Here is a 25714-nt window from a genome sequence, read left to right as displayed (position 1 = left end):
CTGCGGCCCTTTGGCTATGCCGCCTTGCACTCGCCGGCGGACGACACGCTGACCCCAGCCGCGGCCGCTTCGCAGTCGTTGCCGTAGGTCCTGCCGTCGCAGCCGCAGACCGGCTGGAATATGCGCGTGCAGACCTGTGGTTTCGGCGCGCAGGTCCCCGCCTGGTCGGCGGCGCCGCACTGGGCTTGCGGCGCCGTCTTGCAGAAGTCGCCCGGCTTGCGGCAGGCGATCCCGGCGATGCCCCCGCACATCTGGCCGGTATCCGCCGTAGGCCGCGAGGTATTGGGCGGCGGGCTCGGCGGGTCGGCTTCCGCCCCGCTCTGCTGGCACGCCCCGAGCAAGGCCGCCGCGGCGGCGATCACCATCAGGTTGCGAAGCAATCCCATCTCCCTGAATTGCGGCCCGGCCCACGGGCGCTCTAGAAGCAACGCATGACCCCCTTCGTTCGCACCGCCCTCGCCGCGGCCCTCCTCCTCGCCGGCCCGGCTTTCGCCCAGCCGTCCGAGGGCCCGCAGGCGCTCCCCCTGCCGCCGGCGATCCCCGCGCCGCAGGACGCCCCCTACCCCGGCGTACTCAAGCTGGAGGTGGACGCCACCGACATCGACCGGCGCATCTTCCGTGTGCGCCAGACGATCCCGGTGGTGCGCCGCGGCCCGATGACCCTGCTTTATCCGCAGTGGGTGCCCGGCGGGCACTCGCCGCGCAACGCCCTCTTCAACGTCGCCGGCCTGGTCGTACGGGCGAACGGCCAGGCGATCCCCTGGAGCCGCGATCCCGTCCAGGTCTTCGCCTTCCACGTCACGCCGCCGGCCGGCGCCGCCAACCTGGAGGTTGAGTGGCAGTACCTCTCCCCCACCGCCGGCGACCAGGGCCGGGTGGTGATGACGCCGGAGATGCTGAACGCCCAGTGGATCTCGCTGGCCATGTACCCGGCCGGCTACTTCGCCCGTCGTATCCCGGTGGACGCCGCGATCCGCCTGCCCGCCGGCTGGGGCTACGGCACGGCGCTGGAGACCGCGTCCAACGAGGGCGGCCACGTCCGTTTCAAGCGCACCGACTTCGAGACCCTGCTGGACTCGCCGATGTTCGCCGGCCGCCACTTCAGGCAGTACGACCTCGACACCAGCGGCAAGTCGCCCGTGCGCCTCAACATCGTGGCCGACCGGCCGGAACTGCTGGCCGCCACCCCCGAGCAGATCGAGAAGCATCGCGAGCTCATCCGCCAGGCTGATCGGCTGTTCGGCGCCCGCCACTTCGACCACTACGAGTTCCTGTTCGCGCTCACTGACCGGATGGGCGGCATCGGCCTGGAGCACCACCGCTCCAGCGAGAACGCCACCACCCCCAGCTACTTCACGGACTGGAACCGCAAGGCGCCGTCCCGCAACCTGCTGCCCCACGAGTACAGCCATTCCTGGGTGGGCAAGTTCCGCCGGCCGGCGGATCTCTGGACGCCCAACTACAACGTGCCCATGCGCGACAGCCTGCTCTGGGTCTACGAGGGCCAGGACCAGTACTGGGGCTTCGTGCTCGGCGCCCGCTCCGGCCTCGTCACGCTGCAGCAGAGCCTCGACGCCCTGGCCATGACGGCCGCCACCTACTCGGAAGGCCGGCCGGGTCGGCAGTGGCGTTCGGTGGAGGACACCACCAACGACCCGATCATCGCCAACCGCCGCCCGCAGCCGTGGACCAGCTGGCAGCGCAGCGAGGACTACTATTCCGAAGGCCAGCTCGTCTGGCTCGACGCCGACACCCTGATCCGCGAGCGCACCGGCGGCCGCAAGTCGCTGGACGACTTCGCCCGCGCCTTCTTCGGCATCCGCGACGGCAGCTGGACGCCCGTCACCTTCACCTTCGAGGAGGTCGTGGCCGAGTTGAACCGGGTAACGCCCTACGACTGGGCCGGCTTCCTCACGAAGCGCCTGCGCCAGGTGGCGCCGGAATACCCACTCGATGGGCTGGAGCGCGGCGGCTACCGCCTCGTCTACACCGACGCGCCCACCGACTACTGGAAGGACAACGAAGCCACCCGGCGCATGGTCGACCTCACCTATTCGATCGGCGCCACGCTGGACCGCGAGGCGACGCTCACCTCGGTTCTGTGGGAAGGCCCGGCGTTCAAGGCGGGGCTCACTGTCGGCGACAAGATCGTCGCGGTGAACGGCATCGCCTACGACGCCGACCGGCTGAAGGAGGCGATCACTGGGGCCAGGTCCGGACAGCCGATCAGCCTGCTGCTGAAGGACGGCGACCACTACCGCACGGTGGCGATCGACTACCGCGGCGGCCTGCGCTACCCGCGCCTGGAGCGGATCGCCGGGACACCCGACCGGCTGGCGGCGATCTACGCGCCGAAGAAGTAGGTCGCGAAACCTGTGACTGGATCGGGTCCGGCCGCAGGGGTCGCATTGCCTTAGGGCGGGCGGGTCGCCATACCGGGCAGGTCCAGAATCGGCTCACCTTCGAAGGCTCATGCCCAAGTCCGCCGCCCAGTCCCTGCCCGACCTCTTCGGTTCCGACGACGCACTCAATCCTGTGCCTGCGCCGCCGCTCGCAGAGAGCCATGAACCACGGGTCGATCCCGCCGTGGTCGGGGTCAAGACCTCGGGCTACTCCGCCGCCGACATCGAGGTCCTGGAGGGCCTGGAGCCCGTCCGTAAGCGGCCGGGCATGTACATCGGCGGCACCGACGAGCGGGCGCTGCACCACCTGTTCGCCGAGGTGCTCGACAACTCCATGGACGAGGCCGTCGCCGGCCACGCCAAGGTCATCGAGGTCAGCCTCGACGCCGAGGGCATGCTGACCGTCAAGGACGACGGCCGCGGCATCCCGGTCGATCCACACCCGAAATATCCGGGCAAGTCGGCGCTGGAGGTCATCATGACCGTCCTGCACTCCGGCGGAAAGTTCTCCGGCAAGGCCTACGAGACCTCCGGCGGCCTGCACGGCGTCGGCGTCTCGGTGGTCAACGCGCTCTCCGAGCGGGTCGAGGTCACCGCCTGGAAGGACGGGTTCGAGTGGCGCCAGGCCTTCACCCGTGGCAAGGCGATCGGCGGCATCGAGAAGCTGGGCCCGACGCGCAAGAAGGGGACCCAGATCGCCTTCCTGCCCGATCCCGTCATCTTCGGCGAGGGCGTGGCCTTCAAGCCGGCGCGGCTCTACCGGATGGCGAGGTCCAAGGCCTATCTGTTCGGCGGCGTCGAGATCCGCTGGCGCTGCGACCCGTCGCGCATCCATGACCAGACCCCGGCGGAGGCGACCTTCCGCTTCCCCAACGGCCTGGCCGACTTCCTCGCCGAGCGGGTGAAGTCCATCGAGACCGTGACCCCCGAGCCCTTCGCCGGCCGCTACGAGCGCCCTGGCGAGGCGGGCAAGGTGGAGTGGGCCGTGACCTGGACGCCGGCCGGCTTCGGCGAGGCCGACGGCTTCATGCAGTCCTACTGCAACACGGTCCCGACGCCGGAGGGCGGCACCCATGAGGCCGGCCTGCGCGCCGTGCTGACGCGCGGGCTCAAGCAGTACGCCGAGATGGTCGGCGAGAAGCGCGGCGGCCTCATCACCGCCGACGACGTGGTCGCCCAGGCCGGCGCCCTCATCAGCGTCTTCATCCGCGACCCGGAGTTCCAGGGCCAGACCAAGGAGAAGCTCTCCTCCTCAGAGGCCCAGCGCCTGGTCGAGAAGGCGATCGCCGACCCCTTCGACCACTGGTTGACCGCCCAGCCCAAGGCCGCCTCGGCCCTGCTTCAGTTCGTCATCGAGCGCGCCGAAGAGCGGCTGAAACGCCGCCGCGACAAGGAGGTCGCCCGCGCGTCGGCCACGAGGAAACTGCGCCTGCCCGGCAAGCTCGCCGACTGCTCCGGCCAGGCCACCGACGGCACCGAGATCTTCCTCGTGGAAGGCGACAGCGCCGGCGGCTCGGCCAAGCAGGCCCGCGACCGCCGCACCCAGGCGATCCTGCCTCTGCGCGGGAAGATCCTGAACGTCGCGTCCGCCTCGCTCGACAAGACGGGCGGCAACAAGGAGCTCTCCGACCTGATGCTGGCGCTCGGCGTCCAGGGGGGCTCGAAGTTCAAGGAAGAAGAGCTGCGTTACGAGCGGATCATCATCATGACGGACGCCGACGTCGACGGCGCCCACATCGCCAGCCTTCTGATCACCTTCTTCTACCGGACCATGCCGGAGATGATCCGCTCGGGCCGGCTGTTCCTGGCGCTGCCGCCGCTCTACCGAATCAGCCACGGCGGCAAGTCCATGTACGCCCGCGACGACGCCCACCGCGACCAGCTGCTGGCGACTGAATTCAAGGGCAAGAAGCCCGAGATCAGCCGCTTCAAGGGGCTCGGCGAGATGATGCCGGCGCAGCTGAAGGAGACCACCATGGATCCTTCCAAGCGCACCCTGGCCAAGGTCACCCTGCCCCGCGCGGAGGAGACGGTCGCAGACCTCGTGGAGGCCCTCATGGGCCGCAAGCCGGAGCTGCGCTTCCGCTTCATCCAGGAGAACGCCGAGTTCGCCGCCGCCGACCTCGACGTCTGACGCGCAGGGCTGCAATCTTCCCGCAAACGAGCGCCGCAACAGTGGCGCAAACGACGAACGCGTCCGGGGGAAGCGTCCTATGAGAGTTCAGGCTTGGGTGGCGGGCGCGCTGGCGCTCGGGTTTGCGGCTGTGTTCGGGGCGCCGCTGGCGATGGGCGCCGAGGAGGGGCCCCCGGACGGCCAGGCGCTGTTCAACTCCCGCTGCAAGGGCTGCCACGAGCCGGCCGTGGAGCGCGCCGCCGACCGTCGCGCGCTGGCCGCCATGCCCCAGGCCCACATTGTACAGGTCCTCACGAACGGCGTCATGGCGCCCATGGCGGCCGGCCTTACCGCGGCCGACAAGCAGGCGATCGCGGCCTACCTAGCGCCGGCCCCGGCCTCCCGCGGCCGCCAGCTGTCGGCCCAGCAGCTCGGCGTCGACAAGATGTGCGCCGGCCCCGCCCCCGTGATCCGCCCGACCGGGTCGGACTGGACCAGCGTCGGCTTCGAGCCCACCTCGCACCGATTCCAGCCCAACCCCGGCCTCAGCAAGGCCGACGTGCCGAAGTTGAAGGTGAAGTGGGCCTTCGCCATGCCCGGCGGCTCAATGCCCACGGTGATCGGCGACTGGCTCTACATGGCGAACCGCACCGGCAAGCTCTACGCCCTGGACGCGAAGACCGGCTGCGTGCGCTGGGTGCGTGACGACGTCACCTCGCGCACGACCCCGATGATCGTGAAGACCGCGATCTCGCCCTCCGGCTGGGCCACCTTCGTGGGCGAGCGCACCCGCACCGTGCGCGCCATCGACGCCCAAACCGGCAAGGACATCTGGAAGAGCCCCGAGATCGAGAGCCACCGCCTCGCCGGCATCACCGGCACCCCGCTCGTGGTCGGCGACCAGGTGTTCGTCCCCACCACCTCGGGCGAAGAGGGCGGAGCGCGGGCCAACACCTACGAGTGCTGCACCTTCCGCGGGTCCCTCGTCGCACTCGACCTGAAGACCGGCGCCAAGCAGTGGCAGACCTATGTGATCACCGAGCCGCTCGGGAAGCTGGGAAAGAACTCGGCCGGCACGCAGATGTGGGGCCCGGCCGGCGGCGCAATCTGGTCGGCCCCCAGCGCCGATCCCAAGCGCGGCCTCGTCTACGTCGCGACCGGCGACAGCTACGTTGACGCCCCCACCAAGGGCGCGGACGCGATCGTCGCCATGGACATGAAGACCGGCAAGATCCGCTGGTCGCATCAGGTGACCGAGAACGACAACTTCATCACCGGCTGCTACGGCACGGCGGTCAAACCGGCGAACTGCCCGGAAGAGCTCGGGCCGGACTTCGACTTCGGCGCCACGCCGATCGTCCACACCCTGAAGACCGGCAGGCAGATCGTCCTGTCCGGCCAGAAGTCGGGGATCGTCTACGGCATGGACCCCGACACCGGGAAGCTGCTGTGGAAGACCACCGTCGGCGTGGGCTCCTCGCTGGGCGGCATCGAGTGGGGCATGGCCGCCGACAACCAACGGCTCTACGTGGCCAACGCCGACATCGGCGGCCTCTTCGAGGAGATCCGGCGCGGCCAGGGCAAGCCACCCGAACCGTTCATCCCCTACCCGCCCAACCCCGGCCTTTCGGCCATCGACCCGGCCACGGGCAAGATCCTCTGGCAGACCAAGGCCCCCAAAGCGCCTTGCCGCTACCACGGCGACCGTTCCCGCGACCGGGCGCCCGGCGGCTGCATCCGCGCCCAATCGGCCGCGCCCTCGGCCATGCCAGGCGTGGTCTTCTCCGGCACCGTCGACGGCTGGTTCCGCGGCTATGACTCGGCGACCGGGAAGATCATCTGGGCCCACTCGACGACGGAGCAGACCTACGACACGGTCAACGGCGTGAAGGGCCAGCCCGGCGGCTCCATCGACGGCCTAGGCCCGGCCATCGCCAGCGGCATGGTCTACACCATGAGCGGTTTCAACGGCGCGGCGAACACCGGCGGAAATGGCGTAAACGTGCTCCTGGCCTACTCGGTCGACGGGAAATAGCGGCCTAAACACTGCGGCTCATGAACTCGGTTACCGGGCGTGCGTTGACTTGGGCGTCGCCGCCCGTATCTTCCGCCGCGCGCGACGACTTCCGTCCGCGCCGCCGTGGCGCGCCTACGTTTTCAAACGGAGGGCCGCCGCCTCACCTGTAACGAATGACTGAATTCACCGAACTGGGCCTCTCGCCTGCGACCCTGCAGGCCGTGGCCGACACCGGCTACACCACCGCCACTCCGATCCAGGCCGAGGCCATTCCCGTGGCCCTTGTCGGCAAGGACGTGCTGGGCATCGCCCAGACGGGCACCGGCAAGACCGCCGCCTTCACCCTGCCGATGATCGACCGCCTGGCGGCCGGCCGCGCCAAGGCGCGCATGCCGCGCGCCTTGGTGATCGCACCGACGCGGGAGCTTGCCGACCAGGTCGCCGCCTCCTTCGAGAAGTACGCCAAGGGCCAGAAGCTCACTTGGGCGCTGCTGATCGGCGGCGTCTCCTTCTCCGACCAGGAGCAGAAGCTGGACCGCGGAGTCGACGTGCTGATCGCCACCCCCGGGCGGCTGCTCGATCACTTCGAGCGCGGCAAGCTCCTGATGACCGGCGTGCAGATCATGGTGGTCGACGAAGCCGACCGCATGCTCGACATGGGCTTCATCCCGGACCTGGAACGCATCTTCAAGCTGACGCCGGCGAAGAAGCAGACGCTGTTCTTCTCGGCCACCATGCCGCCGGAGATCACCCGGCTCACCAAGCAGTTCCTCAAGGACCCCATCCGCATCGAGGCCTCCCGCCCGGCCACGACCGCCGAGACCATCACCCAGAACCTGGTGCGCATCCCCACCGCCGACCCGAAGGCCAAGCGCACGGCCCTGCGCGAGCTGATCGGCCGCGCGGACGTGAAGAACGGCATCGTCTTCTGCAATCGCAAATCCGAGGTCGACGTCGTCGCCAAGTCGCTGCGCAAGCACGGCCTGGACGCCGCCCCAATCCACGGCGACCTCGACCAGTCCACCCGCATGCGCACCCTGGAGAGCTTCCGCTCCGGCGAGCTGCGGCTCCTGTGCGCCTCCGACGTGGCCGCCCGCGGCCTCGACATCCCGGACGTGAGCCACGTCTTCAACTACGACGTGCCGCACCATGCGGACGATTACGTCCACCGCATCGGCCGCACCGGCCGCGCCGGACGCTCGGGCCAAGCGTTCATGATCGTGACCCCGGCCGACAGCCGCAACCTGGACAAGGTCCTGAAGCTGATCGGCAAGGCGCCCGAGGAGATCAAGCTCGAGGGGATCGACTGGGGCAGCATCAAGGACGAGCCGCGCGCCGGCCGTGGCGGCCGCGAAGGCGGCGGCCGCAGCCGTGAACGATCCAGCCGCGATCGCGACCGCCGCCCCCGTGAGGTCAAGCCGCACGGCGAAGTGGCCTCCATGGAGCCCTTCGACCCGGGCGCGCCCCCGCCGGAGCAGGAGGCGCCCAAGCCCCGCCGCGGCCGCGAGCGCAAGCCGCGCACCGAGGCGGTCGAGCCCGTCGAAGCTGCGGCGCCCGCCCCTGCCGACGTCGAGCGCGAGGCGAGACCTCCCCGCGAGCGGTCCGAGCGCAGCGAGCGCCCGGAGCGCGGCGAGCGCGGCCCGCGTCGGGAGCGCGGCGAGCGTCCGCAACGGGCCGAGCGCCCTGAAGGCCGTGACCGCAACGAGCGCGACCGCTACGGCCATGACCGTGACCGCAGCCGCGACCGCGAGCGCGACCGGGAACGTGGTGAACGCGATCCGGACCGCGTCGTCGGCTTCGGCAGCGACGTGCCAGCGTTCCTGCAGCGCGCCCCTGCCCCACGTCCGGCCGACGACTGACCACGGCCTGGCGTCTTAACCGCCCGTTTGGCTATCCGGCGTAGGCTTGCCCACGGAGAGGGCTGACCGCTCGCGGATCGGCTCCGGTGTGGGAATTAACGAGCCAAATGTCCGCTGACGTCGAACTCACGCTTCGCGGTCCGCAGGCCTATGCCCTAGCCCGCAAGGTCCTGCAGGCGATGGAGGCGCACAAGGTCTGGCCGACGCCGCTCAATTTCGAGCTGTGGCTGCACTACGTGTCCGGTGACGAGGAAAGCCCCCTCACTACCGAGATCAACCAGCTCATCGAGTCCGGCGAGCCCTTCACCGACACGGTGAGCGAGCACCTGGCCGCCCAGTACCTGCCCAAGGCGCGCCTGAACGGCGAGATCCTCGATGCCGGGGATGCCCTGTCCAAGGAACTGGACAGCGTCACGCGCGCCATCGAATCGGCCCGGGAGACGAGCGAGGCCTACGGCCAGACCCTGGCCACCGCGTCCAAGTCGATCGACACCGGCGACGCGAAGGCCATCAAGGCCATGGTCGAGAGCCTGACCACCGCCACCCATCGGGTGCAGGAAGAGAACAAGACCCTGGAGACCCAGCTGGCCGACACCACGGCCGAGGTCTCCCGTCTGCGCGAGCACCTGGAGATGGTGCGCCGCGACGCCATGACCGACGCGCTCACCAACCTCGCCAACCGCAAGGCGTTTGACGAGGCGCTCGAGAAGGCCTGCGCCCAGGCCGACGCCTCCGGCGAGACCCTGACGCTGGCCGTCATCGACATCGACCACTTCAAGAGCTTCAACGACACCTGGGGCCACCAGACCGGCGACCAGGTGATCCGCTATGTGGCCAGCGTCATCGGCCGCGCCGGCGAGCACCCCCGCGTGGCTGCCCGTTACGGCGGCGAGGAGTTCGCGGTCATCTTCCCGGGCGAGAACGCCCGCGTGGCCGTGGCCGTGCTCGAGGAAGTCCGCGAGGAGGTCGCCTCCCGCATCCTGAAGCGCCGCTCCACCAACGAGGACCTGGGGGCGGTCACCGTCTCCTCCGGCCTGGCGGAGCGACAGCCGGGCGAGCCGGTCGCCGCCCTCCTGGAACGCGCCGACGCGGCCCTCTACGCCTCCAAGCGCGCGGGCCGCAACCGCACCAGCACCGCCGATCCCATAGCCTCGGCCGCTTAAGGCTGCTGCTGCATTCCACCCTTGGCTGACGCCGGGGTATGCTCCGCAAGCTCGCCAGCACGAGTTTCGAAGGAGCACGCCATGGTCGACGCCGCCACCGCCACGGCCGAGAAGGTCCGCACCTCCGTCGAGGACGGGGTCGCGATCATCGCCCTGAACGATCCCGGCACGCTGAACGCCGCCGGCGTCGACATGGTGGCCGGCCTGCGCGCCGCTTTCGAGAGGCACGCCGCCGACGACGCGGTGCGCTGCGTGATCCTCACCGGCGAAGGCCGGGGCTTCTGCTCCGGCGCCAATCTTTCAGGCGGCGGCCCTGCGGCGGGCTCCAGCCGCGAAGAGAGCGACGCCGGCGCGGGCCTGGAGACGGTCTACAACCCGTTCGTCACCAGCTTGCGAAACTACCCCAAGCCCATCGTAGCGGCGGTGAACGGTCCGGCGGCAGGCGTGGGCGCCTCCCTGGCGCTGGCCTGCGACCTCATCGTGGCGGCCGAGAGCGCCTATTTCCTGCAGGCCTTCCGCCGCATCGGACTCGTCCCCGACGGCGGGGCGACCTACCTCCTGCCCCGGCTGGTGGGCAAGGCCCGCGCCATGGAGCTGGCCCTGCTGGGCGAAAAGCTGCCCGCCCGCACCGCGCTGGAGTGGGGCCTGATCAACCGCTGCGTCCCCGACGCCGAGCTGATGGCGACCGCCAGGGACCTCGCCCGCGCCCTGGCCGACGGACCCAAGTCGCTGGCCTACATCCGCCGGCTGATCTGGGAGAGCCTGGATGCGGAGTGGGCCGAGCAGCTGCACGCCGAGCGCACCGTCCAGCGCGACGCCGGCCGCACCGAGGACTTCCGCGAAGGCGTCACCGCCTTCCTCCAGAAGCGCCCGGCGCAGTTCAAGGGCCGCTGATGCGCACCCTCCTGCTGATCGTCGGGGTCCTGGCGATCGTGGTCGGCAATGTCTGGGTGCTGCAGGGACTGAACATCCTGCCCGGCAGCTTCATGACCGGCGACATCCGGTGGACCTGGTACGGCGGCCTGCTGGACATCGCGGGCCTGGCGCTGATCCTCGTCAGCCGGCGCAAACGCGCCGTGGCCCCTGCCCAGGACCAGCCGGAAGAGCCCTAGCGCTCGCGCTCGCGCATCCGCTCCATCTCGGCCATCACCGCGCGCTCGCGCGCTGCCCCGTCGTCGATGTAGACGGCGGCGAAGTGGGCGACCACGCCGATCCCCCAGCCGAGCAACGGCCAGATGAACCAGAGATAGTCCCGCGAAGTCAGCAGGTTGATGGCGATGAACGCGCCGTTGACCAGCACATAGGCGATGAAGTGCTTGCGGAAGCCGATCTTGGCGTCCGCCCGCTGCTCGGCCCTGCGGCGCAGGTCCAGTTCGGTATCCTCAGCCACTGCCCGCTCCCCTGGTCAGTTGGCCGCAAGCATAAGTGGTAAAGGTTAACGTCGCCTACCGGGACGTTTAGGCCGCCTCGTCGGGCTTCGCCGGCTGGATGGTGACGCTCTCGCCGCAGCCGCAGGCGTCGGTCTCGTTGGGGTTGCGGAACACGAACTTGGCCGAGAGCTTGTTCACCTCGTAGTCGATCTCGGTGCCGACCAGGAACAGCACGGCCTTGGGCTCCACCAGGATGGTGACGCCCTTGTCCTCCACCACCTCGTCCAGAGGATTGGCGGTGTCGGCGTATTCCAGGACGTACTCCTGGCCCGCGCATCCGCCGTTCTTCACGCCGACGCGAAGTCCCGCATAGGGCTTCTCCGCGCGGCCCATGATCTCGCGCACGCGCTCGGCAGCGCTCTCTGAGAGGGTGACCACCTTTGGGCGGGGACGGCGGGCTCGCGGAGCTGGGGTGAAGCCGAGGTCGCTCATCAGAACATGTTCAGCTGCAGCTTGGCCTCGTCGCTCATGCGCGACGGGTCCCATGGCGGATCGAACACCAGCTCGACCTTGCAGGACTTCACCTCAGGGATCTCCTTGACCGCGTCCTCGACCCAGCCCGGCATCTCGCCGGCCACCGGGCAGCCGGGCGCCGTCAAGGTCATGTCGATGACCACGTCCTTATCGTCCGAGACGTCGACCTTGTAGATGAGGCCCAGCTCGTAGATGTCCACCGGGATTTCCGGGTCGTAGACGGTCTTCAGCTGCTCGATCAGCTTGTCGGTCAGCGCGTCGAGCTCCGCCTGGCTGAGGGGAGTCGGGCTTGCGGTTTCGATCGCTGCGTCGTCCATCACGAGAAGAAAGCCTGAGTCTTGGTCAAAGCGTCCACGAAGGCGTCGGCCTCCTGTTCGGTATTATATAGGGCGAAGGAGGCCCGAGCGCTCGACGTGCAGCCAAATCGGCGCATCAGCGGCTCGGCGCAGTGGGTCCCTGCCCGCACCGCGATCCCGTAGCGGTCGAGGATCTGGGCCACGTCGTGGGCGTGCGCCCCGTCTACGGTGAAGGACAGGATCGCCCCCTTCCCCTCCGCCTCGCCGAGCACGCGCAGCCAGTTGGCGCCCTGCAGGCGCTCCCGGACACGTGCGTAGAGCCGGTGCTCGTGTTCGGCGATGGCGATCCGATCGAGGCCCGAGAGCCAGTCGACCGCCGCCCCGAAGCCGATGGCCTCCAGGATCGCCGGCGTGCCCGCCTCGAACCGGTGCGGCGGATCGGCGTAGGTGATCTCGTCCATCGAGACCTGGCCGATCATCTCGCCGCCGCCCTGGTAAGGCGGAAGGGCGGCCAGCTTCTCGGCCTTGCCGTAGAGCGCGCCGATACCGGTGGGGCCGTAGAGCTTGTGGCCGGAGAAGACGTAGAAATCGACGTCCAGCGCCTTCACGTCCACCGGCTTGTGGACGATGGCCTGGCAGCCGTCGAGCAGCACCACGGCGCCGGCCTCGTGGGCCATCCGCGTCAGCTCCATCGCCGGATTGATGGTGCCGAGCACGTTGGACATGTGGCTGAGCGCCACGACCCTGGTTTTCGGGCCCAGCAGCCGCTGGAAGGCCTCGACATCCAGCGCGCCGTCCTCGGTGATCGGCGCCCACTTCAGCACCACGCCCTTGCGCTCGCGCAGGAAGTGCCAGGGGACGATGTTCGCGTGGTGCTCCATCTCCGAGAGCACGATCTCGTCGCCGGGCTGCAGGTACGTCCCGATGCCGGCCGCGACCAGGTTGATCGCCTCGGTGCCGCCCTTGGTGAACACCACCTCGTTCGGCTCCGCGCCGATGAAGGCGGCGATTTTCTTGCGCGCGCCCTCGTAGGCGTCGGTGGTCTCGTTGGCGAGCGTGTGCAGCCCCCGGTGCACGTTGGCGTAGGAGTGCTCCATGGCGTGGACCATGGCCTCGATCACGGCCCGCGGCTTCTGGGCGGAGGCCGCGCTGTCGAGGTAGACCAGCGGCTTGCCGTTCACCTGCCGCTGCAGGATCGGGAACTCGGCGCGGATCGCTTCGGCGTCGAAGGCCATGGCCTAGCCCCTCAGCCTTTCCGCCGCCCAGCGCCGCACGGCGTCGCGCGCGCCCTGGTGCTCGATGCGGTCCACCACCTCGCCGATGAAGGCCTCGGTCAGCATGGCCCGGGCCTCGGCCTCCGGTATGCCCCGCTGCCGGGCGTAGAACAGCGCGTCCTCGTCCAGCGCGCCCACCGTGTTGCCATGCGCGCAGGAGACGTCGTCGGCGTAGATCTCCAGCTCCGGCTTGGCGTCGACTTCGGCGCGGTCCGACAGGATGAGGGCGTGGTGGCCCATCCGCGCGTCCGTTCTGTCGGCCCCCTCGGAGACCACGATCCGGCCCTGGAAGACGCCGCGCGCTTGGTCGCGGACCACGCCCTTGGTCAGCTGCCCGGTGCGGCCATCCAGGCCCGCGTGGGCGACGACGGTGGTGATGTCGGCGTGGCGCTTGCCGGCGAGCAGGTAGACGCCGTCGAGCCTCAGCTCCGCATGTCCGCCCGGATGGCGCACCGTCGTCTCGGTGCGCTGCCGGCGCGCGCCTGAAGTGAGCACAGTCTGGGCGAATCGGGCTTCGGGGGCGAGCTCCACGTCCGCCTGGCTCACGGAGACGGCGTCCTCATGGTCGGCGGCGAGCACGACGCGCTCGACGCTGCCGCCCTTGGCGACCGCGATGGTGAGGGAGGTCTGCGCGACCGAACCGCCGTCGCTCTCATAGCTCTCCAGCAGCACCAGCCGCCCGCCCTCGGCCACCCGAACAACCACATCGCCCGCGTGCGAGCCCGCTCCGCGCGAGACCAGCCGCAGGCTGGCCACGCGCTCCTGGCCCGGCCCCACCTCGATGTGCTGCGGGGTGCGCCCGTTGAGGATCCAGTGGCGTTCCTTCGTCAGCCCGTCGAACGGGCCCTCCGTCACCTCGCCCTCGAACGGCGGCGAGGCGTCAGGCAGCACGCGGATCAGCCCGCGCAGATCGGTCCAGCGCCAGTCCTCGTCCCGCTTGCCGGGCAGTTGCGCGACATCGCGCTCGCGTATGGCGGCGGCCAGGTTCAAGCGGCCCTCGCGTACTTGTCGTAGCCTTCGCGCTCCAGCTCCAGCGCCAGCTCCGGCCCGCCGGACGCCACGATCCGGCCTCCCGAGAGCACATGCACCCGGTCCGGTTTGATGTAGTCGAGCAGCCGCTGATAGTGGGTGATCACCAGCATGGCCCGCTCGGGCGAGCGCAGGTTGTTCACCCCGTCGGCAACGATCCTGAGCGCGTCGATATCGAGCCCGGAATCGGTCTCGTCGAGGATCAGGAAGCGCGGCGAAAGCATCGCCATCTGAAGGATTTCCATCCGCTTCTTCTCACCGCCGGAGAACCCGACGTTGAGCGCGCGCTTGAGCATGTCGAAGTCGATCTTCAGCTCGCCCGCCTTCTGGCGCGCCAGCTTCAGGAACTCCGGAGCGGTCACCTCCGGCTCGCCGCGCGCCTTCTTCTGGGCGCTCAGCGCCGTGCGGATGAAGGTCAGCGCCGGCACGCCCGGGATCTCCAGCGGATACTGGAACGACAGGAACACGCCCTTGGCGGCCCGCTCGCTGGGGTCCAGCGCCAGCAGGTCCTCGCCGTCGAGCGTGGCTGTGCCTTGCGTGACCTCGTAGCCCTGCCGGCCGGTCAGGACGTAGGACAGGGTCGACTTGCCCGCCCCGTTCGGCCCCATGATCGCGTGCACCTCGCCCGCCGGCACCTCCAGGGTGAGACCCTTCAGGATCTCCTTCTCGTCCACCGAGGCATGGAGGTTCTGGACGTTCAGCATCAACGGGTCTCGTCGGCGAGGTACTGGGCCATGACGCGCAGGGCGTCTTCCACGGTCTCGACGCTCTCCTGCTTGCGAGGCGCGGCGGAGCCGGGCGGGGTGAAGCGCTTGTCGGAGGAGGTCACGCTCGCGCGCCCGCCCTCCCAGTAGGCCTGGATGCGGTAATCGGCATGGTCGAGGCTCACCGTGTAGCGGCGCCGGTCGACGGTGAGGCCGTGCTTGGCCAGGAACGCCGGCTCCGAGGCGAGCAGGTCGTGCAGCTCCTCGGCCTGCGCCAGGTCCTGCTCCTGCTGGCGGCGCTCCGCCTCCTCGCGCGCACGGCGCTCAGCCTGGCGGCGCGTGTACTCGGCCTCGAAGGCGTCCTTCAGCGAAAGCTTCGCGAGCTTCTTCGTCCGCGTCGTCACCCCACGCTCCCTTCCAGCGAGATGGCCACCAGCTTCTGGGCCTCCACGGCGAACTCCATGGGCAGCTCCTGGAGCACGTCCTTCACGAAGCCGTTCACCAGCAGCTGCACCGCCTCCTCCTGGGAGAGCCCGCGCTGCATGGCGTAGAACAACTGGTCTTCCGAAAGCCGCGTCGTCGTCGCCTCGTGCTCGAACACCGACTGGCCGTTGCGGGCCTCGATGTAGGGCACCGTGTGGGCGGCGCAGTGCTTCCCGATCAGCAGGCTGTCGCACTGGGTGAAGTTGCGAGCACCCTTGGCCTTCGGGTGCGCCGAGACCAGGCCGCGGTAGGTGTTGGAGCTCTTCCCGGCGCTGATCCCCTTGGAGATGATCCGCGAGCGGGTGTTCGCCCCAAGGTGGATCATCTTCGTCCCGGTGTCGGCCTGCTGGCGGCCGTTGGTGATGGCGATGGAGTAGAACTCGCCCGAGCTACCCTCCCCGCGCAGCACGCAGGACGGGTACTTCCAGGTGATCGACGAGCCGGTCTCCACCTGCGTCCAGCTCACCTTCGAGCGGTCGCCGCGGCAGTCGGCCCGCTTGGTGACGAAGTTGTAGATGCCGCCCTTCCCGGTCTCGGGATCGCCCGGGTACCAGTTCTGGACGGTCGAATATTTGATCTCGGCGTCATCGAGCGTGACCAGCTCGACGACGGCCGCGTGCAGCTGGTTCTCGTCCCGCATCGGGGCCGTGCAGCCCTCCAGGTACGAGACGTAGGCGCCCTTGTCGGCGATGATCAGGGTGCGCTCGAACTGGCCGGAGTTCTCGGCATTGATCCGGAAATAGGTGGAGAGCTCCATCGGACAGCGCACGCCCGGCGGCACATAGACGAAGCTGCCGTCGGAGAAGACCGCCGCGTTCAGGCAGGCGAAGTAGTTGTCGCTCACCGGGACCACGGTGCCCAGGTACTGCTTCACCAGCTCGGGGTGCTCGCGGATCGCCTCGCTCATCGAGCAGAAGATGACCCCCGCCTCGGCGAGCTCCTTCTTGAAGGTCGTCACCACGGAGACGCTGTCGAACACAGCGTCCACGGCGTATCGCGGCGCGCCCTCGACGCCGGCCAGCACCTCCTGCTCGCGCAGCGGGATGCCCAGCTTCTTGTAGGTCTCCAGGAGGTCCGGATCGACCTCGTCGAGGCTCTTCGGCCCCACCTTCTGCTTCGGCGCGGCGTAGTAGTAGCTGTCCTGGTAGTCGATCCGCGGGAAGCTCACCTTGGCCCAGGCGGGCTCGTCCATGGCGAGCCAGCGGCGGAAGGCCTCCAGCCGCCACTCCAGCATCCACTCCGGCTCGTTCTTCTTCGCCGAGATGAACCGGACGATGTCCTCGTTCAGCCCCTTGGGCGCGAAGTCCTGCTCGATGTCGGTGACGAAGCCGTGCTTGTAGCGCTCCAGGCTTTGGACATGCTCGACGGTCTGTTTGGCGACGGCCATTACGCGACTTCCTTCCGGCGCGCGGCGTGCCGGGCGCGGGCTTCCAACCAAGCCTCGGCGAACCTGTTCCAGTCGGCGTCCGTGGTGTCCCAACCGCCGGATACGCGGATGGCGCACGACGCCAGCTCTCCCTGCCCCATGGCGGAAAGCACCGGCGAAGCCTTCACCTTGCCCGATGAGCAGGCCGAGCCCGCGCTCACCATCACGCCGGCGAGGTCGAGCGCCATGACCTGCAGCTCCGAGGCGAACCCGGGCGTCGCCACGCACAGGGTCTGCGGCAGCCTGGGGGCGGCCTCGCCCATCACCACGGCGCCAGCCGCCTTCATCTTCTCGGCCGCCGCGTCGCGCCAGGCCGCCTGGTGCTCCAGCTCACGGGCGTTGGCCGCCTTGGCCGCCGCGCCGAAGCCGGCGATGCCCGGGACGTTCTCGGTGCCGCCGCGCCGGCCGCGCTCCTGCCCGCCGCCGTGCTGGCGCCTGGACAGCGTCGCACGCGGCCCGAAGGTGAGCGCGCCCACGCCTTGGGGCCCTCCGATCTTGTGCGCGGAGACGGAAAGCGTGTCCGCCCCGATCCCGCGGCTGTCGACGACGATCTTGCCGGCCGCCTGGATGGCGTCCACGTGCAGCCAGCCGTCGGCGGCCCGGACGATCTTGGAAGCTTCCTCGACCGGCTGGATCACGCCCGTCTCGTTGTTGGCCAGCATCAGGGCCACGAACGGCCTGCCGTCCGCCGCGTCCCAGCGGCCCAGGCGCTCGGCGAGCCAGCCGAGGTCTGCGACCCCGTCGCCGTCCACCGGCAGCACTTCCACCGCAGCTCCGCTGGCGCGCGCCGTCTCCTGGGTGCTGTCGTGCTCGATGGCCGAGACGATCAGGCGCTTCGATCCCGCCGCCACGGCGCTCTCGATGGCGAGCGCATTGGCTTCCGTTCCGCCGGAGGTGAACACCACCGTCGAGGCCGGCGCGGCGATCAGGTCCGCCACGTGCTGGCGCGCCTGCTCGACCACCGCCCGCGCGGCGCGGCCGGCGGCATGCACGGACGAGGGGTTGCCCCCCGCCTCCAGCGCCCGCGTCACTGCAGCGACCGCCTCCGGCCGCACGCGCGTCGTGGCGTTATGATCGAGGTAGAGGCTCATGCGGCCCGCTGGCCGCCCGCCAGGCGTCCGCCGATCACGTCGGCCAGGCTTACCGAGCCGAGATAGTTGTCGATCTGGTGGCCGAGGCTCTCCCACAAATCGTGGGTCAGGCAACGCTCGCCCTTCAGCATGCAGCCCTTGCCCGGCGACGAGCAGCGGGTGGCTCGGATGGGTTCGTCCACCGCGTGGACGATCTCGGCGATGGTGGTGGCGTCGGCGGCCCTGGCCAGGCGGTAGCCGCCCCCCGGCCCGCGGGCGCTCTGCACCAGCCCCTTTCGGCGCAGACGCGCGAACAGCTGCTCCAGGTAGGAGAGCGAGATCTCCTGCCGCGCGGCGATGTCGGCCAGCGCCACCGCACGTTCGGCCGCGTCCTGGCGGCGGGCGAGGTCCGCCATCGCCATGACGGCGTACCGGCCCTTTGTGGAGAGGCGCATGGTCCTGACCCGATGCAGTTTTCGCGCGCATCGGGATAAGCCTGTGCTACAAGCCGCCGCCGCGCGCGGGGAAGGTCCGGCACTTAGGAAGACCCAGCGCAGCAGTCAAGTATTCTACGGGCGGTCGAAGAGGGTTCGTATGCCAGAAGTTGTTCTGACCGGGGCCGCCGGGCGGATCGAAGGACGCTACTCGCAGGGCAAGAGCGAAACCGCGCCGGTGGCGCTGATCCTGCACCCGCACCCCAAGGCGGGCGGCCAGATGAACAACCCCGTCACCGTGCAGCTCTTCCACCTGTTCATGAAGCGCGGCTTCTCGGTCCTGCGCTTCAACTTCCGCGGCGTCGGCCGTTCCCAGGGCGAGTTCGACTCAGGCATCGGCGAGCTGGCGGACGCCGCCACGGCGCTCGACTGGCTGCAATCCACCAACCCGGCCGCCTCCCAGTGCTGGGTCGCCGGCTACTCCTTCGGCGCCTGGGTCGGCATGCAGCTCCTGATGCGCCGGCCGGAGACCGACGGCTTCATCTCGGTCTCGCCGCCCACCAACGCCTACGACTTCTCCTTCCTGGCCCCCTGCCCGGCCTCCGGCCTGATCCTGCACGGCGGCGCCGACAGCGTGGTCCCGCCCATCGAGGTGGAGCGCGTGGTCTCCAAGCTGCGCACCCAGAAGGGCATCACCATCGACTACGACGTTGTGGACGGCGCCACTCACTTCTGGATGGAGAACCTGCCCGACCTCGAAACGCGCGTCGGGGCTTACCTCGACAAGCGCCTGGCCGCCGAGCCGGCGTGACCTCGATGAAGGCCCTGGTCGCCGCCGCACTCGCTCTCATCGCCGGCGCCGCGCAGGCGCAGGCGCTGCGGCCCGACCAAGCGGCTTTCCGGGAGATCTACGAGGAGTTGGTCGAGACCAACACCGCACTCTCGGCCGGCAGCTGCACCAAAGCCGCCGAACAGCTCGCCACACGCCTGAAGGCCGCCGGATACCCGGACGCCGATGTCCGCGTCATGGTCGACCCGGCCCATCCGAAGGAAGGCGGCCTCACCGCCGTCCTGCGGGGCTCCGACGCCCGCCAGAAGCCCATCCTGCTGCTCGGCCACCTGGACGTGGTGGAGGCCCGGCGCGAGGACTGGACCCGCGACCCCTTCGAGTTCATCGAGGAAGGCGGCTATTTTTACGGTCGCGGCGTCGCCGACATGAAGGCCATGGACGCCATCTGGGTCGACACCTTCATCCGGCTGAAGCGCGAGGGGCGCCAGCCCCGCCGCACGCTGAAGATGGCGCTCACCTGCGGCGAGGAGACCGCCGAGGCCTTCAACGGCGCCGACTGGCTGGTGAAGAATCACCGCGAGCTGGTCGACGCCGAGTTCGTCCTCAACGAGGGCGGCGGCGGGGTGCTCACCGCCGACGGCAAGTACGAACGGCTCTCGATCCAGGTCGGCGAGAAGGCGGCCCAGAGCTACCTGGTCACCGTGACCAACCCTGGCGGCCACTCCTCGCGGCCGAGGCCTGACAACGCCATTTATCAGCTCGCCAAGGCGCTGCTGAAGATCCAGGCGCACGTCTTCCCGGCCAAGTTCACCGACACGACCCGCGTCGGATTCGAGCTCAGGGCCAGGCGCGGAGACGCCGCCGGCCAGGCGCTCACCCGCCTCATGGCCAATCCGTCCGACGCCGAGGCGGCCCGCATCGCGGCCACGGACGTGAACGTCAACTCGATCCTGCACACCAACTGCGTCACCACCCGCCTCGACGCCGGCCACGCCAACAACGCCCTGCCTCAGCGGGCGACCGCGGTAGTGAACTGCCGGATCTTCCCCGGCGAGACGGTGGAGGGCACGCGCGAAACCCTGGTCCGCGTCATCGGCGACCCGGAGGTGAAGGTCGAGGTGATCCCGCCGGTCCGGCCGATCGCCGTCAGCCCACCGCTCGACGAGAAGGTGGTCGGCCCGATGAAGGCGCTGGCCGCTAAGCACTTCCCCGGCGTGCCGGTGATCCCCGCCATGTCGTCCGGCGCCACGGACGGCCGCTACTTCGGCCCGGCCGGCATCCCGGTCTACGGCGTTCCCGGCATCTTCGGAGACCCCGACGGCAACGGCGCCCACGGGCTCAACGAGCGCATCCGCGTCCGCTCCGTCTACGAGGGCCGCGACTACCTCTACGACCTGGTTAAGACCTACATCGGTCTGCGCTGAGGCCATGACGTCGCCCGAGGACGCCATCCGCGCCCGCCGGAAGCTGACCAACAAGCTGATCGCGGCCCGCGAGGCCGAGCGCCTGCGGCCGTTCTTCGCGCCAGACATGAAGCTGATCGCCGGCGACGGGGCGCTGATCACCGGTGCCGACGCCGTCGTGCAGGCGTTCGCCGCCCAGTTCGCCGACCCCGCCTTCACGCCCTACGTCCGCACCACGGTGACCGTAGAGCTCGACGCCGCCGGCGCACGCGCCGCGGAGTCCGGCCGCTGGACCGGTTCGGGCTATTCGGGGACCTACCTGGCCTGCTGGCGCAAGGTCACCGGCCAGTGGGTGCTCGAGAGCGAGCTTTTCGTGACCGTCGGCGACGGCTAGATCCGGGTCGACAGCGTCTTTTGCAGCACCACCTTCCGGCCGCGGTGCACCCGCAGCTCGGCCCGGTACTCGCCGGGCGGCCAGCCCGCCGGCGGCCGGCGCTTGCCGATGAAGTTGAACTGCTGGGCCTTGTCGTTGTCGAGCGGCGGCGAGCGGTACTCGGCGAGCCGGGCGCCGCCTGGGCCGGTCAGCACCAGCTCCAGCTCGTCGCCTCGGTCGAGCTGCAGGGCCCGAAGGTAGGTCGCCACGACCGGCGAGGCCGCCGTGAACGGCGCGACCCGCCCGGCCTCGATGGCCTCCATGGTCACCGGCTCGCCGGCGAAGCCGGCGTTGAGGATCACGCCCGCCTTGTAGGTCATGGCCACCGCCGCCTGCGGCGTCCACAGCGGGGCCTGCGCCGGGCACGCCCCTGGCGACACCGGTCCCGGCGCGAAGGGGTCGACCACGACGTTGTTGTGGCGGACCGACATATGCACGTGCGGGAACTCGGTCAGGCCGGAGAGCCCCACCCGGCCGATCGGCTGGCCGGCCGCCACCACGTCGCCGGTCTTCACCCGGATGCTGCCCTTAGCCATGTGGCAGTAGTCACTGATCCAGCCGTCGCCGTGGTTGATGGCCACCCGGTTGCCGCACTCCACCGCGTCCACCGCCGCGCGCCCGACCTTGGCCACGGAGACGTCCTCCACGCCGTCCCGGGTCGCCACCACCCGCCCGGCCGCGGCGGCCAGCACGTCGACGCCGCGGGCCTGGAGCGCCATGTCCACGAGCCGGATGTCCACCCCGTCGTGCGCTTCGCCCGTCCGTCGGCCGCAGCGGTAGTCGAGCAGGCCCGGCCCCGGATCGCGGTCCACGTAGCGCTGCACCTCGCAGTCCACGCCGATCCGGCAGGCCAGCGGGAAAGCGAGTCGCGGCCCTTCAGGCGGCGGCGGCAGCGCGGCGGGCTGGGCGGCCTCGGCTTTCGGGGCGGGGCCGCCGTCGCAGGCGACGATGGCGAGGGCGGCGAGGAGCGGCAGGGCGTGGCGCATGGGCCGATGCAGCCTCCGGAGTTTGACGATTCAGGGGCGCTCCGCGCGCGGGAGGGCGGCTTCGAAACGCGCGCCAGACAGGGAAGGCGCCAAGGTGAGCCGCCCCTGGCTCGCCGCCAGCAGGGACCGCGCAATCGGCAGCCCCAGTCCGGTGCCGCCCTCCGCCCGCCGGCTGGTGAAGAACGGCTCGAATAGGCGCTCGCGGTCGGGCTCGGGCACGCCGGGCCCGTCGTCGGTCACGCTTAGGATCACCTCGCTGCGCATCACCTTCACGCCCACCTCCGCCCGGGTGGCGCCGGCCTGGCAGGCGTTCTGCAACAGCACCGAGAGCACGCTCTCGATTGTCGCGGCCGGCACGGTCACCGGCGGCAGCCGCTCGGGCAGCGCCACCGTCACGTCGAACGCGGCCGTCCGAGCGCCATCCGCCGCGCGCCGCACCGGTTCCGCGAGATCCGCCGCGACCCCGCCCTCGGGACTGGCCATGTCGGCGCGCGCGAGGTCCAGCAGCCGGGTGACGAGCTGCGACAGCCGCTCGCTGTCGGCGGCGATGTTGTCCAGGAACCGCCGCCGCTCGGCGCCCGACATGGTCTCGAAGTGGTCCTGCAGCAGCTCCACCGCGCCGGAGATGCCGGCCAGCGGCGTCTTGAACTCGTGGCTCACCGCGGCGGCGAAGTCGCGCAGGTAGCCGGACCGGCGCTCGATCCGCTCGGCCATGGTGCGGAAGTCCTCGTAGAGGGCCTGGATCTCCACCGCCGCGGTCTGCGGCGTCTGCGGCAGCTTCCCGCCACCGGCCGCGAGGTCCCGCGACGCGGCCGAGAGCGCCTCGATCGGCCGCGTCACGCCACGCGAGACCAGCCCCGCCAACAGCACCAGGATCGCGAAGATGACGACGACGCCGATCGCGATCTTTCCACGGTCCTCGTAGAGCCCGCGGAACAGCGCCCGCGGCGAGCGCGACAGCAGCAGCACCCCCACCACCTGCCCGCCGGCCTCAATGGGCCGGGCGTGGTGCAGCCGGATGCCCGAGGCCCGGCTCAGCCACTCGAACCGGTAGCGCGGGCTGTAGTCGCCATTCACCCGGAACACGGAGTGCGACTGCCCCTTCAGCGCCGCCTGCACCTCCGGCAGCGCCGAGAGGTCGCCGCCCTGCCCCTGGCCGCGGGCGACGATCCCATGGCGGTCCAGCACGACCACCGAAGCCAGCGTCGTGCGTGTGGTCCGCTGGATGATCCGCTCGACCTCGGCCGCGGCGGCCAACGCAGCCGGGTCCGCCGGCCGTGCCGCGGGCCCGGGGGCCGGCCGCTCGGGCAGCACGGGCGTGCGCGACAGGTCCAGCTTCGACGGCTCCGGCTCGTAGTAGCCCGGCGCCGCGGGGTCCGGCGCCGGCTCCGCCGCCGCCCCCGGCCAGGCGACGCTCGCGGCCGCCGCCAGCACCGCGCCCTGCGCCACCAGCTCGGCCTCCGTCTGCCGCACGAGGGTGTTCTCGTAGACCCGCAGGCTGATCGCCCCGATGCCCGGCATGGCGGCGGTGAAGAACAGCACCGCGAACAGGATGGTCCGCAGCCGCAGCCGCGGCCAGTGCCGCTTGGCCAGGGCCTTGAGGCGGTCGATCACGCAGGCTCGCCGAGGCAGGGCCCCAGCCGGTAGCCGACGCCCGGCCGCGTCTCGATCACGTCCTGCCCGCCCAGCGCTGCGAACTTGCCGCGCAGGTTGCGCACATGGCTGTCGATGGTCCGGTCGGTGATCGCGAACCCCGGTCCGTGCAGCCGGTCGATGATCTGGTCGCGGCTGAACACCTTGGAGGGCGCCGCCATCAGCGCCTTCAGGATCGAGAACTCGGTGACGGTCAGGCTCACATCCGCGCCGTTCCAGGTCGCCGTCCAGCTGTCGGGGTCAAGCTTCAGCCGGCCCTGGGCGAGCTGCGGCCTGTCCTCCGGAGCCTTGGCGGAGGCGGACGCGCGCCGCAGGATCGCCTGCACCCGCGCGGTCACCTCCCGCGGGCTGAACGGCTTCACCACATAGTCGTCGCCGCCCAGCTCGATGCCCAGCACCCGGTCGATCTCGTCGTCCCGCGACGACAGGAACAGGATCGGCAGGTCGCCCTGCGCGCGGATCTTGCGGCAGACGTCGAGCCCGTTCAGCCGCGGCATGTTGATGTCCAGGATCACCAGGTCGGGCTGGACCTCCGCGATCGCCGCCAGCGCCGCCTCCCCGTCCTCCGCCTCGCGCGCGGCCAGTCCGGCCTTGCCCAGGGCGAACACCAGGAGCTGGCGGATGTGCGGATCGTCGTCGACCACCAGGACGGTGTGCTGCATGCGCCCGATCATCGGGGGTTCGCCGGAGCCGTCAACTGAGGCGCCGTCAACCGAGGCGCAGCAGGCCGGCACGGCGTGGGCCTCGGCGGCGGCAGGCCTTGGGTCAGCGCCTGCACTCGCGACAGCCGCCGCGCGTCGCGGAACGTCCAGGTGCGCCAGTCGGCGTGGTTCTCCTCCAGCTTCCCGACCGCCTGCGCCCGCGCCCAGGCCGCCCGCGCCTTCAGCTCGGGATCCACGTCCATCCGCTCCAGCTGCGCCAGGGACACCGCCGCCCCGCCGCCAAGCCCCTGCAGGTAGCAGACGTCCAGCGCCTCGCCGCGGCCTCCGGCCTCGCGCGCGTGGCGCACGTTCCACGCCGCCGCCACGGCTCCCAGGTCCACCACCGCGCAGCCGGCCAGCACCACGCCCGCCCCCAGCACGTTGGCGTTGATCAGCCACGCGGTGCTCTTGGCCTTCAGGAGCCGCCAGGCGATCAGCCCCAGCCCCGTCGCCACCAGCCCCATCCAGAGCAGGGCCGCGATCCGCAGGCGCGTCAGCGAATAGACGTCGATGTAGTCGATGGTCCGCAGCGCCGTGGAGGCTACCAGGAACAGGTTCTGCACGATCCAGAGGATCACCAGCCGGCGCACCAGCGGCGCGTCCGCCGTCGCCGTCCCAGGCCGGAGGAACACCACCACGAAGACACCCGCCAGCAGCGCCGTGGCGATCAGCGGATAGGCGCCGCGGTGCGCATACTCCGCGAGCGTCATCCCTTCCGGCAGCGGCGCCCCGCTCCAAAGGAAGGCGACGTCGAGCCCGTTCTGCAGGGCGAAGATGGCGTTGAACACCACCAGCGAGAGCGTGATCGACCGAAGGGTGACGCCCGGCAGGTCGAGCTCGCCCTGGGCGTCCACCGTCCTCAGCGGGCGGCGCAGGCTGTGCGGCCTAAGCGCCCCCCAGGCCAGCAGGGCGACGAAGGCGCTGGGGATGATCCGCTCGAAGTCCGGCGTCGGCAGGCTGAGCGCCGAGAACCAGTCGCCGATCACCGGGTTGGCCGCCGCGAACAGGGCGAAGAACACCACCCCGCCGATCGCCGGCAGCGCCAGCGTCAGCAGCACGGCCTGAGGCCTGATCCGCCCGCGCCGCTCGCGGGTCTTCAGCAGCCGCAGCAGGTCGGCGACCGGCGCGATCAGGCCCTTCAGCCCGAGCACCACCAGCCGCTGCCACCACTGCCACGCCCCGTCCGACGCGGCCGCGCGCGGCGCCAGCACCGCCACCGCCAGCGCGGTCCAGAACATCAGCCAGCCCACGATCGTCGCGTGCTCGATCTGCACCAGCGCCAGGGCCGCGGCGCTCCCGAGCGCCGTCAGCCCCACGCGGCTCTTCCAGATCGCCCGGTGCGCCAGGCCCGCGGCGGCCACGAACCCCAGCAGCACCATCCCCATGTTCCCGCCCAGGTCCGGCGCGGTGAACAGCAGCTGGTCGGCCAGCGCCACGAGGCCGGCCAGCAGCGCCGCCTTGATCCAGAACGTCGGAAGATGCGCGCGCACGTCGAGGAACCCCATTAATCAGGGTCCCAGGTCTAACGCCGGCCTGTTGAGCCCTGACGGCGACGCCGTCCGCCGCCCAAGGCG

General features: G+C 70.4%; 25 protein-coding genes. 10 read left to right on the top strand and 15 right to left on the bottom strand.

Annotation, left to right across the window (positions count from 1 at the left end):
* Positions 1-14 precede the first annotated feature (14 nt).
* Positions 15-380 (bottom strand): Kazal-type serine protease inhibitor family protein, encoded by a 366-nt coding sequence (locus tag VIL76_RS18655; RefSeq protein ID WP_332046579.1) that lies wholly within the window; start codon positions 378-380, stop codon positions 15-17.
* 51 nt (positions 381-431) lie between these two features.
* On the opposite strand from VIL76_RS18655, the gene VIL76_RS18650 reads away from it, so the two are divergent.
* The 7 genes from VIL76_RS18650 (at position 432) to VIL76_RS18620 (ending at position 10666) form a co-directional block, all read left to right on the top strand.
* Complete coding sequence (locus VIL76_RS18650) at positions 432-2363, top strand: PDZ domain-containing protein (protein ID WP_332046578.1); 1932 nt, start codon at positions 432-434, stop codon at positions 2361-2363.
* A 109-nt stretch (positions 2364-2472) separates the two neighbouring features.
* Positions 2473-4536 (top strand): DNA topoisomerase IV subunit B, encoded by a 2064-nt coding sequence (gene parE, locus VIL76_RS18645; RefSeq protein WP_332046577.1) that lies wholly within the window; start codon positions 2473-2475, stop codon positions 4534-4536.
* Positions 4537-4615: 79 nt separating this feature from the next.
* Entirely contained in the window at positions 4616-6550 is a 1935-nt protein-coding gene (locus VIL76_RS18640) for a PQQ-binding-like beta-propeller repeat protein (protein WP_332046576.1), read from the top strand.
* Between the two features lie 155 nt (positions 6551-6705).
* On the top strand, positions 6706-8391 hold the full coding sequence (locus tag VIL76_RS18635) for a DEAD/DEAH box helicase (RefSeq protein ID WP_332046575.1): 1686 nt from the start codon (positions 6706-6708) through the stop codon (positions 8389-8391).
* A gap of 107 nt (positions 8392-8498) precedes the next feature.
* Positions 8499-9554: a GGDEF domain-containing protein gene (locus VIL76_RS18630; protein ID WP_332046574.1), complete on the top strand. Its 1056-nt coding sequence runs from the start codon at positions 8499-8501 to the stop codon at positions 9552-9554.
* 81 nt (positions 9555-9635) lie between these two features.
* Positions 9636-10448, top strand: a complete 813-nt coding sequence (locus VIL76_RS18625) for an enoyl-CoA hydratase/isomerase (protein ID WP_332046573.1) — start codon at positions 9636-9638, stop codon at positions 10446-10448.
* A complete protein-coding gene (locus VIL76_RS18620; RefSeq protein ID WP_332046572.1) occupies positions 10448-10666 on the top strand; it encodes a hypothetical protein in 219 nt (72 codons plus the stop codon). The genes VIL76_RS18625 and VIL76_RS18620 overlap by 1 nt, the downstream gene beginning before the upstream one ends.
* On the opposite strand, the gene VIL76_RS18615 is transcribed toward VIL76_RS18620, so the two are convergent.
* From VIL76_RS18615 to VIL76_RS18570, 10 genes are all read right to left on the bottom strand, one after another.
* Positions 10663-10944 carry a 2TM domain-containing protein gene (locus VIL76_RS18615; RefSeq protein WP_332046571.1) on the bottom strand — a complete coding sequence of 94 codons (282 nt, stop codon included), beginning with the start codon at positions 10942-10944 and terminating at the stop codon, positions 10663-10665. The genes VIL76_RS18620 and VIL76_RS18615 overlap by 4 nt on opposite strands.
* 67 nt (positions 10945-11011) lie before the next feature.
* Positions 11012-11416: an iron-sulfur cluster assembly accessory protein gene (locus VIL76_RS18610; RefSeq protein ID WP_332046570.1), complete on the bottom strand. Its 405-nt coding sequence runs from the start codon at positions 11414-11416 to the stop codon at positions 11012-11014.
* Positions 11416-11775: an SUF system Fe-S cluster assembly protein gene (locus tag VIL76_RS18605; protein WP_332046569.1), complete on the bottom strand. Its 360-nt coding sequence runs from the start codon at positions 11773-11775 to the stop codon at positions 11416-11418. Before VIL76_RS18605 ends, VIL76_RS18610 begins: the two co-directional genes overlap by 1 nt.
* Positions 11775-12989: a cysteine desulfurase gene (locus tag VIL76_RS18600; RefSeq protein WP_332046568.1), complete on the bottom strand. Its 1215-nt coding sequence runs from the start codon at positions 12987-12989 to the stop codon at positions 11775-11777. The genes VIL76_RS18605 and VIL76_RS18600 overlap by 1 nt, the downstream gene beginning before the upstream one ends.
* A gap of 3 nt (positions 12990-12992) precedes the next feature.
* Positions 12993-14018 carry a Fe-S cluster assembly protein SufD gene (gene sufD, locus VIL76_RS18595; protein ID WP_332046567.1) on the bottom strand — a complete coding sequence of 342 codons (1026 nt, stop codon included), beginning with the start codon at positions 14016-14018 and terminating at the stop codon, positions 12993-12995.
* A complete protein-coding gene (gene sufC, locus VIL76_RS18590; RefSeq protein WP_332046566.1) occupies positions 14015-14761 on the bottom strand; it encodes a Fe-S cluster assembly ATPase SufC in 747 nt (248 codons plus the stop codon). The genes sufD and sufC overlap by 4 nt, the downstream gene beginning before the upstream one ends.
* Positions 14761-15165, bottom strand: coding sequence for a hypothetical protein (locus tag VIL76_RS18585; protein ID WP_332046565.1), 405 nt, complete (start codon positions 15163-15165; stop codon positions 14761-14763). Before VIL76_RS18585 ends, sufC begins: the two co-directional genes overlap by 1 nt.
* Positions 15162-16631: a Fe-S cluster assembly protein SufB gene (gene sufB, locus VIL76_RS18580; RefSeq protein WP_332046564.1), complete on the bottom strand. Its 1470-nt coding sequence runs from the start codon at positions 16629-16631 to the stop codon at positions 15162-15164. The genes VIL76_RS18585 and sufB overlap by 4 nt, the downstream gene beginning before the upstream one ends.
* The gene (locus tag VIL76_RS18575; protein ID WP_332046563.1) at positions 16631-17761 is read right to left on the bottom strand and encodes a cysteine desulfurase family protein; all 1131 of its coding nucleotides are present in this window, start codon (positions 17759-17761) and stop codon (positions 16631-16633) included. The genes sufB and VIL76_RS18575 overlap by 1 nt, the downstream gene beginning before the upstream one ends.
* A complete protein-coding gene (locus VIL76_RS18570) occupies positions 17758-18195 on the bottom strand; it encodes an Rrf2 family transcriptional regulator (RefSeq protein ID WP_332046562.1) in 438 nt (145 codons plus the stop codon). The genes VIL76_RS18575 and VIL76_RS18570 overlap by 4 nt, the downstream gene beginning before the upstream one ends.
* Positions 18196-18334: 139 nt before the next feature.
* Between VIL76_RS18570 and VIL76_RS18565 the strand changes: the two genes are divergently transcribed.
* The 3 genes from VIL76_RS18565 to VIL76_RS18555 are packed head-to-tail and all read left to right on the top strand — an operon-like array spanning position 18335 to position 20761.
* Positions 18335-18985: an alpha/beta hydrolase gene (locus VIL76_RS18565; protein ID WP_332046561.1), complete on the top strand. Its 651-nt coding sequence runs from the start codon at positions 18335-18337 to the stop codon at positions 18983-18985.
* A 5-nt stretch (positions 18986-18990) separates the two neighbouring features.
* Entirely contained in the window at positions 18991-20388 is a 1398-nt protein-coding gene (locus VIL76_RS18560; protein WP_332046560.1) for a M20/M25/M40 family metallo-hydrolase, read from the top strand.
* A gap of 4 nt (positions 20389-20392) precedes the next feature.
* Positions 20393-20761, top strand: a complete 369-nt coding sequence (locus tag VIL76_RS18555; RefSeq protein WP_332046559.1) for a nuclear transport factor 2 family protein — start codon at positions 20393-20395, stop codon at positions 20759-20761.
* On the opposite strand, the gene VIL76_RS18550 is transcribed toward VIL76_RS18555, so the two are convergent.
* Genes VIL76_RS18550 through VIL76_RS18535 form a run of 4 tightly spaced genes read right to left on the bottom strand, consistent with a single transcriptional unit; the run spans position 20758 to position 25630 of the window.
* Positions 20758-21786: a M23 family metallopeptidase gene (locus VIL76_RS18550; RefSeq protein ID WP_332046558.1), complete on the bottom strand. Its 1029-nt coding sequence runs from the start codon at positions 21784-21786 to the stop codon at positions 20758-20760. The genes VIL76_RS18555 and VIL76_RS18550 overlap by 4 nt on opposite strands.
* 30 nt (positions 21787-21816) lie before the next feature.
* Complete coding sequence (locus VIL76_RS18545) at positions 21817-23400, bottom strand: HAMP domain-containing sensor histidine kinase (RefSeq protein WP_332046557.1); 1584 nt, start codon at positions 23398-23400, stop codon at positions 21817-21819.
* Positions 23397-24101, bottom strand: coding sequence for a response regulator transcription factor (locus tag VIL76_RS18540; RefSeq protein WP_332046556.1), 705 nt, complete (start codon positions 24099-24101; stop codon positions 23397-23399). The genes VIL76_RS18545 and VIL76_RS18540 overlap by 4 nt, the downstream gene beginning before the upstream one ends.
* A gap of 8 nt (positions 24102-24109) precedes the next feature.
* Entirely contained in the window at positions 24110-25630 is a 1521-nt protein-coding gene (locus VIL76_RS18535) for a DUF4173 domain-containing protein (RefSeq protein ID WP_332046555.1), read from the bottom strand.
* Between the last annotated feature and the right edge of the window lie 84 nt (positions 25631-25714).

It is taken from the genome of Phenylobacterium sp., from assembly GCF_036563285.1.
In the GTDB taxonomy this organism is placed as follows: domain Bacteria; phylum Pseudomonadota; class Alphaproteobacteria; order Caulobacterales; family Caulobacteraceae; genus Phenylobacterium.
Note: the sequence above shows the minus strand (reverse complement) of the source record. Positions and strands in the feature narration are given on the sequence as shown.